The organism is Pararcticibacter amylolyticus (assembly GCF_003130405.1).
In the GTDB taxonomy this organism is placed as follows: domain Bacteria; phylum Bacteroidota; class Bacteroidia; order Sphingobacteriales; family Sphingobacteriaceae; genus Arcticibacter; species Arcticibacter amylolyticus.
The window spans coordinates 61,748-75,993 of record NZ_QEAS01000026.1; the positions used below are offsets into that span (position 1 = coordinate 61,748).

General features: G+C 48.5%; 10 protein-coding genes. 7 read left to right on the forward strand and 3 right to left on the reverse strand.

Translation table 11 applies throughout. The annotated features are described in order from the left end of the window. Positions 1-16: 16 nt before the first annotated feature. The 5 genes from DDR33_RS22695 (at position 17) to DDR33_RS22715 (ending at position 7,255) form a co-directional block, all read left to right on the forward strand. On the forward strand, positions 17-1,741 hold the full coding sequence (locus DDR33_RS22695; protein ID WP_109418094.1) for an amidohydrolase: 1,725 nt from the start codon (positions 17-19) through the stop codon (positions 1,739-1,741). Between the two features lie 71 nt (positions 1,742-1,812). Further along, the gene (locus tag DDR33_RS22700) at positions 1,813-3,528 is read left to right on the forward strand and encodes an amidohydrolase (protein WP_158280837.1); all 1,716 of its coding nucleotides are present in this window, start codon (positions 1,813-1,815) and stop codon (positions 3,526-3,528) included. Between the two features lie 4 nt (positions 3,529-3,532). Then, positions 3,533-4,696 carry an LLM class flavin-dependent oxidoreductase gene (locus tag DDR33_RS22705; protein WP_109418096.1) on the forward strand — a complete coding sequence of 388 codons (1,164 nt, stop codon included), beginning with the start codon at positions 3,533-3,535 and terminating at the stop codon, positions 4,694-4,696. A gap of 10 nt (positions 4,697-4,706) precedes the next feature. After that, positions 4,707-6,149, forward strand: a complete 1,443-nt coding sequence (locus DDR33_RS22710; protein ID WP_238387909.1) for an APC family permease — start codon at positions 4,707-4,709, stop codon at positions 6,147-6,149. Positions 6,150-6,469: 320 nt separating this feature from the next. Then, on the forward strand, positions 6,470-7,255 hold the full coding sequence (locus DDR33_RS22715; RefSeq protein ID WP_146198833.1) for a hypothetical protein: 786 nt from the start codon (positions 6,470-6,472) through the stop codon (positions 7,253-7,255). A gap of 102 nt (positions 7,256-7,357) precedes the next feature. Here the strand turns inward: DDR33_RS22715 and DDR33_RS22720 are convergent, their stop codons facing one another. Further along, on the reverse strand, positions 7,358-9,049 hold the full coding sequence (locus DDR33_RS22720; RefSeq protein ID WP_238387910.1) for an RluA family pseudouridine synthase: 1,692 nt from the start codon (positions 9,047-9,049) through the stop codon (positions 7,358-7,360). Between the two features lie 152 nt (positions 9,050-9,201). Between DDR33_RS22720 and DDR33_RS22725 the strand changes: the two genes are divergently transcribed. Next, on the forward strand, positions 9,202-11,289 hold the full coding sequence (locus DDR33_RS22725) for an FUSC family membrane protein (protein ID WP_158280838.1): 2,088 nt from the start codon (positions 9,202-9,204) through the stop codon (positions 11,287-11,289). Between the two features lie 73 nt (positions 11,290-11,362). Then, complete coding sequence (locus tag DDR33_RS22730) at positions 11,363-13,204, forward strand: carbon starvation CstA family protein (protein ID WP_109418099.1); 1,842 nt, start codon at positions 11,363-11,365, stop codon at positions 13,202-13,204. Positions 13,205-13,212: 8 nt separating this feature from the next. Here DDR33_RS22730 and DDR33_RS22735 read toward each other — a convergent pair whose 3' ends face one another. Together DDR33_RS22735 and DDR33_RS22740 are read right to left on the reverse strand one after the other, a co-directional pair. Continuing rightward, positions 13,213-13,425: a hypothetical protein gene (locus tag DDR33_RS22735; protein WP_109418100.1), complete on the reverse strand. Its 213-nt coding sequence runs from the start codon at positions 13,423-13,425 to the stop codon at positions 13,213-13,215. 98 nt (positions 13,426-13,523) lie between these two features. After that, complete coding sequence (locus tag DDR33_RS22740; protein ID WP_109418101.1) at positions 13,524-13,745, reverse strand: YidH family protein; 222 nt, start codon at positions 13,743-13,745, stop codon at positions 13,524-13,526. Positions 13,746-14,246: the final 501 nt, after the last annotated feature.

The following is a 14,246-nucleotide window of genomic DNA, read 5'->3' on the forward strand; positions in this document are numbered from 1 at the left end:
TTAAATATCTGAGAGTATGAATAAAACGATATGGCTTATTGCACCTGCTGCTTTGTTGCTGCTTTGCGTATCATTCAGGAAAGTAAAACATGAAGATAACCAGGAAGCGGCAGACAGGATATATATAAACGGTCATGTGATTACCATGGACCCGTCTCATCCCGAAGCAGAAGCGCTGGCGGTGAAAGACGGCAGGATAATAGCAGTGGGAAGCTCGGGATCAATCGGACAGATGAAAGGTCCGCAGACTGTTGTGACCGATCTGGAAGGAAAGGCTTTAGTTCCGGGCTTTATAGACGGGCATAGCCACTTTATGAGCCTGGGACGTTCAAAAACAGCGGATCTGTCACCTCCCCCGGTAGGAGAAGTGACGTCTATTCCCGGTCTTGTAAATGCGCTGAAAAAGTTTCAGAAAGAAAAGAATATAAAGGCAGGGGTGTGGATCACCGGTCGTGGCTACGATCCCGACCAGCTGGCTGAAGGACGCCACCCCGTTAAGGAGGATCTGGATGCGGCCTTTCCTGATAACCCGGTTCTCATTACCCATACCTCGGGCCATATGTCGGTAGCCAACTCCTATGCTCTAAGGATATCCGGCGTAAATGCTTCAACAAAAGACCCCGAAGGGGGAAAGATTGTCAGAAAAGCAGGCAGCAATGAACCGACCGGCCTCCTGCTTGAACGGGCCCGCTCAGTACTGAAAACGGGCGAAGGGGAAAAGTTGTCTTTAGACGAGCAGTTGAAACTGCTCGACGAACAGCAGGCTCTCTATGCCAGCCAGGGCATCACTACCGCCCAGGACGGCAGCTCGAGCCTCGCCTCAGTTGTCTTGTTGAAAGAAGCCGCCAGGAGGAAGCGGCTCTACATTGATATCGAATCATTGCCTTCCTATGCGATCCTCGACCGCATCCTGACAGATTCCCAATATGTGTTCAATAAGTTACAGAATCACTTAAAGCTTAAAGGAACCAAGATTTTTACGGACGGCTCACCTCAGGGAAAAACTGCTTTTTTCAGCAAACCTTACCTGACTGAAGTGCCCGGTTGCAGTGACCATTGTACAGGGATCCCCACCATCACCCAGGAAAAGCTGAATGAAGCGCTTATATATTGCTTTAAGCATAAAATCCAGGTTTATACACACTGCAACGGAGATGCTTCTATTGATATGTATATTCAGGCTGTCAGGAATGCGAATACAAAGTTCCCCGGCTACAGCCGGGAACTCAGGCCGGTTGTGATCCATTCACAGTTCGTAAGGGCCGATCAGCTCGACAGCTACCGGGAACTCGGAATGATCCCTTCGTTTTTTACAAATCATGCTTTTTTCTGGGGAGATGTGCATGTACGTAATCTCGGGAAAGAACGTGCCTGGTTTCTCAGCCCGGCAAAAACAGCCCTTGAGAAAGGTGTTCTGTTTACCAATCACACTGATTTTGGCGTAACGCCCATCAACCAGCTATTCCTGCTGTGGACCTCCGTTACCAGGGAATCGCGTTCAGGCCAGGTAATCGGCCCTGATCAGAGGCTTACGGTAACCGAAGGGCTCCGCGCTATTACTCTCAACGGAGCGTGGCAGTACTCGGAGGAGAAAGAGAAGGGAAGTATAGAAAAAGGAAAGCTGGCAGACCTGGTGATCCTTTCCGATAATCCCCTGACTGTTCCCGCCGGCCGGATAAAAGATATCACTGTACTGGAAACGGTCAAGGAAGGGAAAACAATCTTTAAACATCAGCAATAAGAGATGAAGCCTATGTTCCGGCTTTGGAAATCAGCTGGATCCGGCTTTATACATAACAAATGCAACTAAGAATGAATACAACACTTAAAAAGGCATGGGGAATAGCCCTGGCGCTTGTCATCTCGAAAGGATCGGGTGCACAAACCCACGCTCCCGACAAGATTTTCATAAACGGAAAAGTCCTTACCATCGACTCATCCAATTCTATAGTGCAGGCTCTGGCCATTCGGAATGGAAGGATCGAAGCAGTAGGCTCTACGGCTCAGATAAGCCGCTTAAAAGGAAAGTCTACGGCGGTCATTGATCTGAAAGGGAAAACGGTAGTCCCCGGCTTTATCGACGGACACAGCCATTTTATGGGCTTAGGACAACTTGACCTGGTGAATATAGCTGCACCGCCTGTAGGTAAAGTCACTTCAATAGCCGGGCTGGTAGAGGAGGTCAGGAAATTCAGGGACGAAAGAAAGATAAAAGCGGGACAGTGGATTGCCGCCTATGGCTACGATCAGGATCAGCTGACGGAGAAAAGACACCCTGCGAAAGAGGATCTGGACGCGGTGTTCCCGGACAACCCCGTCCTGCTCGGCCATATTTCCGGGCACATGCTCGTAGCTAACTCAGCCGCTCTCAGGCTGGCAGGTATTACAGCGGCTACCAAAGATCCGGACGGCGGAATGATTATCCGGAAACCCGGAAGCTCAGAACCTGCCGGCCTGTTGCAGGAAAACGCCCAGGCTTTAGTCATGAAAGAGCTGAACAAGCAAAAACCTTCTCCCGAAAAGCAAATGGATCAGATCAGGAGACAGCAAGTGTTTTATGCCAGTTTCGGTATTACAACAGCGCAGGATGGTTTCACCAGTCAGGAATCCCTGGACCTGTTAAAGCAGGCTGCTTCCGAAGGTAAGCTTTTCCTGGATGTGGTAGCCCTTCCTTCATTTGTTCTGCTCGATAAGATTATTGCTGATCCGGCTGCCTATAAGTTTGGGTTCTACGACAAACGCCTGAAGCTCGACGGGATCAAACTATCATCGGATGGTTCTCCGCAGGGGAAAACAGCATTTTTCTCAAAGCCCTATCTCACGCCGGTTCCCGGTTGTGACGATCACTGCACCGGCTTTCCCACCATCACCCAGGAGAAATTTAACGAAGTTGTACTGAAATGTTTCAGTCACAATCTGCATCTGTATACCCATTGCAATGGCGACGGAGCCATCGATATGTATATAGAAGCGGTAAAAAATGCCAATAAGGAACTTCATTCCGGCAGTATTGGCCGCCGGACGGTCGTCATACATTCGCAGTTTGTAAGGGACGACCAGCTCGATCAGTATAAAGAGCTGGGACTGATGCCCTCGTTTTTCACCAATCACGCCTTTTTCTGGGGTGATGTACATACGCAGAACCTGGGGAAGGAGCGTGCGGCCTTTTTAAGCCCCCTTCATAGCGCAGGAAGAAAGGGAATCATATACACCAATCATACCGATTACCCGGTGACACCGGTCAATCCGTTGTTCCTGCTATGGACCTCGGTAAACCGTTTATCCAGATCAGGACAGGTGATTGGAGCAGAGGAGCGTATCTCAGTCGCAGAAGGTCTGCGGGCTATCACAATCAATGGCGCCTGGCAGTATCATGAAGAAAAAGACAAGGGTTCCGTAGAGAAAGGAAAGCTTGCAGATCTGGCCATCCTTTCAGACGACCCGCTCTCAGTTGAGCCTGCCAGGATCCGTGACATTGAAGTGCTTGAAACTATTAAGGAAGGTAAGACCATTTACAGGAAAAATTAATCATATGTTAGAGAAGATTGTACCGGTTAACGTGAGAACCGCTCAGCGCGTAGCGGAAGTTTCATGGTTCAACGATATCATTGGCGGAGATACTGAGTATCTCGGCGTTCTGGATGAAAAGCGAAGGAGCAGCTTTGAACATTGCAGGGACATTACCCTCGCAGCCGAGCGGCTCGGTTTCAGTAAGATCCTTTTGCCGAGTGCTTATACAGTGGGCCAGGATGTCCTCACTTTTGCCTCGGGGGTAGCTCCCTTTACCAGTAAGATTAACCTGCTCGCTGCCATCCGGACCGGGGAAGTCTATCCGCCTATGCTGGCCAGGGCTCTTGCATCGCTCGATCATATGCTAAAAGGCCGTCTCACCATCAACATCATTAATTCAGACCTCCCCGGTCTTCGCGAAGATCCTGCTCTGCGTTACCAGCGTTGTGCAGAAACAATAGAAATACTGAAACAGGCCTGGACACAGGAGTATATCGACTTTAAAGGCGACCTGTACCAGGTAAAACTGCCCGCCGATCCGGTAAAGCCCTGGCAGCAGAACGGAGGCCCGCTGCTTTATTTCGGGGGAACTTCTGATGGGGCGAGAGACATCTGTGCCCGTTACTGCGATACCTTCCTGATGTGGCCGGAAACAGAAGAAAGCATGTACGAAACAATGCAGGATATGAGCGCCCGCGCTGCGTCTTACGGGCGTACCATCGACTTCGGGCTGCGCATCCATGTGGTGGTGCGCGAGCATGAATCAGAAGCAAGGGCATATACCAAACGCCTCCTGACATTCTTCAATGAACAGCGTGCTGCCGAAATAAGAGCCAGAGGGGAGGATTCCCGCTCTCTTGGAGTGATCCGGCAGGATGAAATGCGGAAGTATGCTGATGCCGAAGGTTTCATTGAGCCCCATCTGTGGACCACTATCGGGAAGGTCTTCTCCGGATGCGGAGGCGGCCTGGTGGGCGATCCGGATCAGATTGTAGCCAAGCTGAACCGTTACCTGGATATGGGGATCCGCGCATTTATTTTTTCAGGATTTCCATTGATTGAAGAGGCGGAATATTTTGCCAGGTATGTTCTGAACAGGCTGCCTAATGTATCCCTGTCAGAATTGCACCAGCGGGTGCCACTTGAAACACCCGTCACTCCCTTAACATCTGCTGTATTACATTAAACACCTGTCGATGAACATAACCAGTGAAGTTGAAAAGCCTCAGGCCCTGAAGGAGTCTGAAGGAATGAAAAGGGAACTGAACCTGCTCGACGCAACCCTGCTTGTTGCAGGCAGCATGATCGGGTCGGGCATCTTTATTGTCAGTGCAGATATTACCCGTCACAGCGGTTCCGCAGGCTGGCTGATCGCCGTTTGGCTGATCGGAGGCTTTATGACGCTTATTGCAGCCCTCAGCTACGGTGAGCTTAGTGCTATGTATCCCAAAGCCGGGGGGCAGTATGTCTATTTAAAAGAAGCGTATAATCCGTTGACGGCCTTTCTCTATGGATGGAGCCTTTTTGCCGTAATCCAGACGGGTACTATTGCTGCCGTTGGTGTGTCATTCTCCAAATTCCTGGCTTACCTTGTCCCGCAGGTTAGCGAAGACCTGGTTTTATTTTCCGTAGGATCCTTTCATGTGTCGCCTGCGCAGGTACTCGCGATCGGTATCATCTTCTTCCTGACATGGGCTAATACAAAAGGAGTAAAAGGGGGGAAGGTTATTCAGGCAATATTCACCCTCACCAAATTATTAAGCATCATCGGCCTGATCATTTTCGGGTTTATTTATTTTAAGCCGCAGGTCTGGAATGTAAACTGGACGCAGGCCTGGGATCTCCAGCGGATCACAAAGGATGGATCATTGCTGTCTTATGAAGGGCTGCCTGCAATAGGCGGAGCCCTGGCATCAGCACTTGTCGGAGCAATTATGAGCTACGAAGCCTGGAATAATGTAACATTTGTTGCAGGAGAGATCACGAATCCCCGGAAGAACATCGGCCTGAGCCTTCTGTTCGGAACTTTACTTGTAACTCTTATCTATGTTTTACTCAACATTATGTTCACCGCAGTTCTGCCGCTTCACGAGATTGCTACCGCTGAGAAAGACCGTGTCGGCATTGGGGCGTCCCATGCTATTTTCGGAAGTGAAGGCACTGTGATCATTGCGTTGCTGATCATGGTGGCAACGTTCGGGTGCAACAACGGGCTTATACTGGCAGGGGCCCGGGTGTACTACAGCATGGCGAAAGACGGATTGTTCTTCAGGAGAACCGCAAAGCTTAACAGGCATTCAGTGCCGGCAGTTGCTTTATGGGCACAGTTCTTAATGGCTTCCTTGCTCTGTCTCAGCGGAAAGTACGGTGATCTTCTTGACATGATCACGTTTATTGCCGTATTATTTTATGTACTGACGATAGGAGGGGTTTTCATTCTGAGGGTGCGGCAGCCCGCAGCGGAAAGGCCGTATAAGGCAGTTGGTTATCCCATACTTCCTGCAGTATATATCCTGCTTGGATTAAGTTTTTGCATTCTGCTGATCATTTATAAACCGGGGTTTACATGGCCCGGACTCATCATTACACTCATTGGAGTGCCGCTTTATTATCTGCAAAAGAAACCATTGAAGTTATGATTAAGGCTGATTTTCGGTGCTGGTGAGGCCCTCGTGCAGAACGCGTCGGGATCGCTGGTGAGCTGCTTCGAGACTCGGTCGCCCCCTCGTGCGGACACCTTCGGGAAAAGGCGATGAAAATGGTGAAAAGAGGCTAAAGAGAGGTTAACGGGGGTAGGGGGCGTCGTCAGAATTAATCCGCATGCGGCAAGCAAATCCATCCAGAGATTAATTTTATTAAGTATAACCTTTTCTGGTTCCTACCGTATAGGAAGGCACTCTAGACACGTTGCGCAAAGTCTGTCGAAGATTGAAAACACAAGAAAAGGTAAAACTCAAAAATGAAAAAACAACTATTAATTTTCGCCATGGCTGTGGCGACAATTTTCTCTGCATGTAAGAAAAACGACAAAAATGAACTTATCACACCTGAAGAAGAAGAAACTACAAGTCCGGGAACCAGCGGGGTTAAATTACTGACTGCTGTTTCGTCAGGTAACGGCGAACGCTGGGAATTTAAATACGACAGCAAGAACCGGCTGTCTGAACTCCTTCATCCTCTTGCCAGTGATGGAAAAGAACGGAAAGAAGTTTACAGTTATGATGAAGAAGGTAAACTGACAGGCATGGATATGTACTTCGCCGGAGCTGTGTCGCAGAAGTCTGTTTATACTTACAGTGCCAACACAATAACCCTTGTTCTTTCATACCCGGGTTCAACTCAAAGCAGCAGCACAGAGGTGTATACTACGAATTCTAAGGGACAGATTGTGTCGGCGGTAGCCCATGGTGCTAACATGACTTACACCTATAATGAAAACGGTTCTTTGAAGTCTGAATTCAGACAAATAGATGGACATCCTGATTTTGATTTGATGACAGAATTTACTTACGACAATAAGAAAGGCTCGATGATCAACTGTACAACTCCGGAATGGCTTTTCTATTATACCCACTCTGTTATATTTGGAAAAATCAATAATATGCTAACACTGGGCCCTGATTTTAAATTCCAGTACGAATACTCAGAAGACGGTTTTCCTGTGAAGAGTACATTCACTCAGACTTATGGAAGTAATTCAATGCAAACGGTTTATTCTTATGAATATTCTACTGACAAGAAATAGTAAGTGATCCGGTGCAACCGGGAAAACGGATAGCCCGGAAGAGCTTCCGGGAGTTATACAAAGACCATCCCTGTACGACAAACCGGGATGGTCTTTTTGTTTTTATATATCAAAATCTGCCGGGACCGTAAATGAAAGCCTCTCCCTGGTTGTGGGATGGGTAAATTCGAGATATTCGGCATGGAGGAACAGCCGCGTATCTTTAGTTCCGTACAAATCATCGCCCGCTATGGGAATATTTAAGCCGGATGAATGGGCCGCATGTACCCTGAGCTGATGTGTCCGTCCGGTGACAGGATAGAAGTGAATATATGTACGGCCATTTACCCTCTTTTGCACCTTATACCGGGTTTGTGCAGGCTTGCCGTGTTCGTAGCAAACCATTTGCTGCGGACGGTTATCCAGGTCGACACGGAGAGGAAGGTCAATAATCCCCTCGTCCTCTTCCAGAATGCCATCCAGAACGGCAAGATACCGTTTTGCAACAGTTCTTTTGACGAACTGTTTCTGGAGATACACATAGGCATCGTAATGTTTCCCCACGAGAATGATGCCTGAGGTGCTTTGATCAAGGCGGTGCACCAGGGTAGCCCGGGGATAAAGCCTCTGGATCCGGGTTTGGACGGAGTCTGTAACGAATTTCCCCGGAACAGACAGGAATTCCGCCGGTTTGCTGATCACAAGAATATCGTCGTCTTCAAACACGATGCTGATCTCTTTTCCATTAGCCGGGTTGGTTTCTAAGGGATTATCGTCGACCTGTAAGCCTTCCATCATGAATGTCAGGATAGGGCCGCACTTTCCCCTGCAGGCGGGGTAGAATTCACCATGCTTGCGTACCTCTGATTTGGGCGATTGTCCCCACCAGAATTCCGCCATGGCAATGGGTTGCAGATTATGCAGATATGCATATTGCAAAAGCTTGGGAGCGGCACATTCTCCGGCCCCCGCAGGCGGAGTGAGTCCGGATTGCTCTGTAAAAATAGAAAGGAGGCTTTTCCATTCCTTTCTGGCATTCAGGAACCGGTAGTTTTCAAAAAGGCGGACTTGCAAGCTGGCGGACCGGTTTTTCCGTTCATCCTTCAGTTGATCGATCTTTTGCTGGTGCTGACTGATCTTTTTCTCTATGTCGCTGATCTTTTCCTGCCAGGAGGCTGATAAGATCCTTAAATCAAACTTTTGTTTTAGGCTTTCATTTCTGAGGACATCCTGCAAGCCCGCAAATTCTTCTTCTTTTAAGCTTTGCCGTCCCTCGTTTCTTCTCTGGTCGCGTTCTTTTTTCCACATCCTGAGCTTTCTCTTCCATTCGCTGATTTCGGCATCAGCCAGCTTTTGGGTCTCAGCAAAACTCTTCCTGAGCGCCAGGAACGTACCGTCCTCCTCAAGTGAATCAACATCTTCGTTAAGAGCGACCAGGTTCTTCAGCTCGTTCAGGTACATCCCGTCTTCCTGAAATACATCATAAACGGGGGGCACGAAATACGGATGCTGCCTGCCCTGCGCCAGCTTTCCGGAATAGGCAGCTAAAAAGCCTGTTTGGTTTTCAGGGGTTTTCACTACCAGCACTCCGAACATCTTGCCGATCACCATTCCTTCATGCTCCGGGTCGATGCCGAAGTTGTGCTCGTTGTCGTAAGAACTGTTCAGGAAATCCCGGACCTGCGAAGCCGCCATTCTGGCCAGCGGATGGGCTTCATAGCAGAACGGATAAGTGAATTTTTCCGGCAATGGCCCTTCCGGTATATTTTCGTTAAACTGATGAAAAGCCCCGCCACTCATCTTCTCGTATTCCATGTTGCGAAATTATCTTCTTTCGTGCAACTGATGCAAATGTTTGTCTGTTTTTCTGATCCCGGGACAGCTGATTGTAATAATCAGGAGGATACATCTGCGTTCAGACTGAAATGTATTACTTTTGCAGCCGGCTTTCAAAATGGCTTTCCTGTATGTCCAAGTACTCTGTCATTACCAGATTTTTCCATTTCTTCCTTTCTGAGTATTTTACAGATGCTCTGCGGATCACACTAACGGTGGTAGTGCCTGTTGTGATGGCATTCAGCCTGGGTTATTCCCGGGAGGCTATTACGATCGGCCTTGGAGCCCTGATGATCAGCCTGACTGACAGCGCGGGGTCGATCCTGCAGAAGAGCAGGATCTCCCTGATCAGCGTTCCCCTGTTTTTTCTTCTTTCTTACATTACCGCCAGCGTATGGTATATGCCGGTGGTGACAGGTGTTTGGTTAACCCTGGTGGTTTTCGGCTGCTCAATGCTGACGGCATACGGAAACCGGTTCTACCTGCTTGGATCAGCTGCTATCATTTTTATGATCTTTGTACTCGGATTTAAGCCCAACGATCCGATCGCGTTCAGTTTTGAAGTACTGGCGGGCGCTACCTGGTATTATCTGGTCAGTTTGCTGCAGAGCAGGCTTTTTCCATTCAAATCCGTGAGGCATTCAATTGCTGAGTGCATTTTTGCGACAGCAGGCTTTTTGCGGGTTAAAGCGCTCTTTTATGATGTGAACACTCCCATTGATGAAGCGCAAAAGCAGTTGCTGGCGCGCCACCTGAAGGTAAATGAGAAGCAGGAACAGCTGAGAAGCATCATTCTGCGCGAACCCAGGGCAATGAACGAAGGGGATATAAAAGGGAAAATGCTTCTCCGGGCCTCGGTCTCTGTGATCGATCTTTATGAAGAGATTACAGCCGTTCATTATGATTATGTGCAGGTAAGGGGCGTTTTCAGGGTCAGCGGTGTGCTGGAACTCGTGAACAGGATCATAGAGCTGATGTCGGCAGAATTGTTCCGGCTGGGTTATGCCGTTAACTCGGGGGCCGACATACAGTTGCAGGAATCATATAACGAAGAACTTGACCTGATGAGTCAGAGGCTTCAGTATATCATCGAGCGCGAAACGCCGGATAATGCGCTGCTGCTGAAAAAGCTGCAGATGAACGTGTCGGGAGTGTCAGAGCATATTGAAGCCATACGCTCGGCCTTAATGAAGGAAGAAGATAAATGGCCGGATGAAACGCAGATTGAATATGACCATTTTGTAAGTAATGAAATGCCGGGGGCAGCATTGCTGACCAACATAAGCGTTAATTCTCCTGTTTTCCGCTTCTCACTCAGGCTTACCCTGGCCTGTGTTCTGGGCTATATCCTTTCGCTCTTTCTTCCCCTTGGCAACTATAGTTACTGGATATTGCTCACTATCGTGATCATTATGAGGCCTTCTTTTCAGCATACGGTACGCCGGAATAAGGAACGCCTTGGCGGGAGCCTGCTGGGGATAGGAGCAGGGCTTATACTGCTGTACATCCTGCCCGGGCAAAGTGTTCAGCTCATTACCGCTATCTTTTTCCTGCTGGCTTTTTTTGCCTGCAACCGGATCAACTACCAGGTAAGCGTGATCTTCATTACCATAATGGTAATATTATGCCTGAATATTTATACCGGATCAGATGCTTCGTTTATCCTGGAGAGGCTTGTCGACACACTGATAGGCTGCGGAATTGCTTTCGCGGCTGCTTATGTCTTCCCTGTGTGGGAATCTGGCAGGATCTCTTTTTTCATGGCAGAGGTACTCAAAGCAAATATCGTATATCTCGAAAAGCTTCTGTTTGAGCTGTCGGGGAAACCGGCCCAGCCAACCTCCTATAAACTTTCGCGCAAGGACGCTTATGTAAGTCTTGCTAATCTTTCAACCGCTTTTAACGGAATGCTGTCTGAGCCAAGGCGGTTTTCGGGAAGGCAAAAGAATGTCTTCCAGTTCCAGATCCTGAACCAGATGCTCACTTCGGTGCTTTCTTCCCTGTTCTCTGTACTACGTGCCGGTGAGGCTTTTTCCGGCAGCGTACCTGGGAAAGCAGCTGTCACGGAAGCCATTGATGCATTGAAATCGGGACTTTCTCTTGTCAGGAATGATCATCATTCTCTGACTGGTAATCCGGATGTTCGTGGAGAAAAAAGTGACTGGCTGGTAGGGATCTGCCGGGAGATCCATCTGCATTGCGCTGAGTTTTCAGAATAGCTTTTTTTATGTTCATTGAGGCATTATCAGAACCATTTAGTAACTTTTGGCCGGATTAACCAATATATTGCTTATGGATGTTCTCAACGGCGTTAACGCCCTTACTCTTATTTTCTCTGCACTGCTCATCTTCGCCATTGCTTACAGGGTGTATGGCCTCTTTATAGCGAACAAAGTTCTGCGCCTTAATGACAAACATCTTACTCCGGCCGTGGAGTTTTCGGACGGACAGGATTACGTAGCAACGGACAGGAAAGTATTATTCGGACATCATTTTGCGGCAATCGCCGCCGCCGGTCCGCTTGTCGGCCCTGTGCTGGCAGCCCAGTTTGGCTATCTTCCAGGGGCGCTCTGGATCCTGATCGGATGCGTACTCGGCGGGGGAGTGCATGACATGGTCGTGTTGTTTGCCTCGGTCAGGCATAAAGGGCAAAGCCTTGCCACTATTGCGACCAAGGAAATCGGGGCTACGACCGGTACTATAGCCGGACTGGCGATCCTGTTTATCCTGATTCTCACGCTTGCCGGCTTATCTCTTGCCTGTATTAACGCCATGCATGAAGCTTCCTGGTCGCTTTTTACCGTGATCATTACTATGCCAATTGCAATCATCATGGGCCTGATTATGCGCTACAGGAAGAATAGTGTGACTTTTGCGAGCATACTCGGTGGCGTGCTGCTGATTGCCGGCATCATCGGGGGGCATGATCTTATGCAGAATGAACAGATCAATAACCTGTTCAGCTGGGATATCAGCACCATTTCAATCGCCATTCCTGTTTATGGCTTCCTGGCATCGGTTCTTCCGGTGTGGCTCCTGCTGGTACCAAGAGATTATCTGTCCACTTATCTGAAGATCGGGACTATCCTGATGCTGGCGATAGGGGTGATCGTCATTCACCCGACAGTGCAGATGCCCGCTATTACTTCCTTTATTAATGGCGGTGGCCCGGTTATCGGCGGTCCCGTGTTGCCATTTATCTTTATTGTGATTGCCTGCGGTGCGATTTCCGGCTTTCATGCAGTGATCGCCACCGGCACTACGCCCAAAATGATCGCTCATGAGCGGGAAATTCTCTTCGTGGGGTACGGCGCGATGCTGGTAGAAGGCTTCGTTGCTTTAATGGCCCTTATTGCTGCCTGTACACTGATGCCGGGAGATTACTTCGCTATCAATACTCCCAAGGAGGGATATGACGCTTTTCTGGCAGCCCATCCGGCATTGCATACGGTTGACCTGCAGCACTATGCGGATGTGATCGGACTCGATCTCCATGGCCGGACGGGAGGCGCCGTTTCGCTTGCGGTAGGGATGGCTCATATCTTCAATAAGATTCCCTACATGGATCAATTGACGGCTTACTGGTACAACTTTGCGATTATGTTTGAAGCTGTCTTTATCCTGACTGCCATTGATGCCGGTACGAGAGTCGGGCGCTTTTTCCTGCAGGAGATGCTTGGCGCCGTTATCCCGAAATTCAATGACAAGAACTGGACGCCCGGAGTGATCATCAGCAGCGTGCTGTTTACTTTTGCATGGGGATATCTGGTATATACGGGCAATGTCAGCAGTATCTGGCCTTTATTCGGTATCAGCAACCAGCTGCTGGCTGCCTGCGGACTGATTGTCTGCACCACTATGCTGATCCGCATGAACCGCGGGAAATATGCCTTGTGGTCGGCAATTCCCGGTGTTTTTATGGCTTTGATTACTTTCTGGGCGGGGTATATCCAGGTGACATCTATTTATCTTCCGCATCAGCAGTACATCCTGGCCTCGCTGGCAATAGCCGCCATGTTCCTGATGCTCCTGGTATTTATTGGTGCGTTCAGAAAATGGTATGACTTGCTTAAGAAAGAAGGAAGCCTGACTGACTTTTACGGAGAGTCTGTAAAGGAACTGGTTGAACGTTAAGCCGGAGATCAGGAGGCCTCGCTGATTGCTTTTACCACCGCTTCAATCAGGCCATCGGCCATAGCCATTTTATTGGACGTTGCATTTATCCATGTTTTATTATGCTTAATAAAGAGGTAAGGCGTTTTGTACATCCGGATAAATATTTCGTCGTCGGATTGTGATTCTAAATAGAAGTAATAAACCCTGTTTTCAAAGTGAGCTTCTAGTCGTTCGTGCATCTCTGTATGGAAAAGGACGCAATTTAGTACATCCGCATGTAATTGTCGTTCCGAAAAATAAAATTTACACAGGAGGCCGCAAAAAGGCCTCCTGTCATTTACCGGCTCCTGGTCTTCCCTGAGGCTGCAACGATCACAATTCCCCCCACCAGAAGGATACCTCCGACGTAAGGCGGCCAGTTAACAGTTTCTTTTTTATCTGCCGATATTTCAATAGGGCCTGCATCTATTACTTTTTCCTTTTTTGTAAAAGAAAATCCTGTCCAGATCAGCATGACCACTCCAAGTACGATCAGTATTAATCCTATGGTTCTGTTCATATTGATTTCGTTTATTTAATGATAAAATAGAATTACAGGCTGATTGTTTTGTATTGGTTCCTGTTTATGCAGGTCGGCGATTGTACTTTGGACGTATGAGGAGGAATTCAGACTCGTATTGTCTGACGGATATATGAGCCAGACAGGAAGAGAACAGAGACTCAGTCCAGCTTACTGTCCGGTACCTGCAGGGGACTGGTTCGCCCCTGCTTCGGGACTGCCGGCCCTTCTCACCGAGCGGTTTCGCAGATTTGTCCGGGTTTTCTCCGGGATTTCTCCCGGAAACCCCGGAGAAAACCCGGACAAATCGGGGACAAATCCCGGACAGCACCCAAAGCAGACCCAAAGATGTCCCGAATCGTTCTCAAACCATTCCCAAACAATGTCTTATCCTAGAATGGCTATACACCTTACTGAATAAATCCTGAATTAATTATACACGATGATTTGTTATTCCTGGTTGAATTATACACTGCAATTTGGTAATCCTGTTTGAACTAT

Coding starts and splice junctions, on each gene's coding strand:
- DDR33_RS22710 (WP_238387909.1), top strand. CDS start 4,707: ATGAACATAACCAGTGAAGTTGAAAAGCCTCAGGCCCTGAAGGAGTCT.
- DDR33_RS22730 (WP_109418099.1), top strand. CDS start 11,363: ATGGATGTTCTCAACGGCGTTAACGCCCTTACTCTTATTTTCTCTGCA.
- DDR33_RS22740 (WP_109418101.1), bottom strand. CDS start 13,745: ATGAACAGAACCATAGGATTAATACTGATCGTACTTGGAGTGGTCATG.
- DDR33_RS22715 (WP_146198833.1), top strand. CDS start 6,470: ATGAAAAAACAACTATTAATTTTCGCCATGGCTGTGGCGACAATTTTC.
- DDR33_RS22695 (WP_109418094.1), top strand. CDS start 17: ATGAATAAAACGATATGGCTTATTGCACCTGCTGCTTTGTTGCTGCTT.
- DDR33_RS22720 (WP_238387910.1), bottom strand. CDS start 9,049: ATGGAATACGAGAAGATGAGTGGCGGGGCTTTTCATCAGTTTAACGAA.
- DDR33_RS22705 (WP_109418096.1), top strand. CDS start 3,533: ATGTTAGAGAAGATTGTACCGGTTAACGTGAGAACCGCTCAGCGCGTA.
- DDR33_RS22725 (WP_158280838.1), top strand. CDS start 9,202: ATGTCCAAGTACTCTGTCATTACCAGATTTTTCCATTTCTTCCTTTCT.
- DDR33_RS22735 (WP_109418100.1), bottom strand. CDS start 13,425: ATGCACGAACGACTAGAAGCTCACTTTGAAAACAGGGTTTATTACTTC.
- DDR33_RS22700 (WP_158280837.1), top strand. CDS start 1,813: ATGAATACAACACTTAAAAAGGCATGGGGAATAGCCCTGGCGCTTGTC.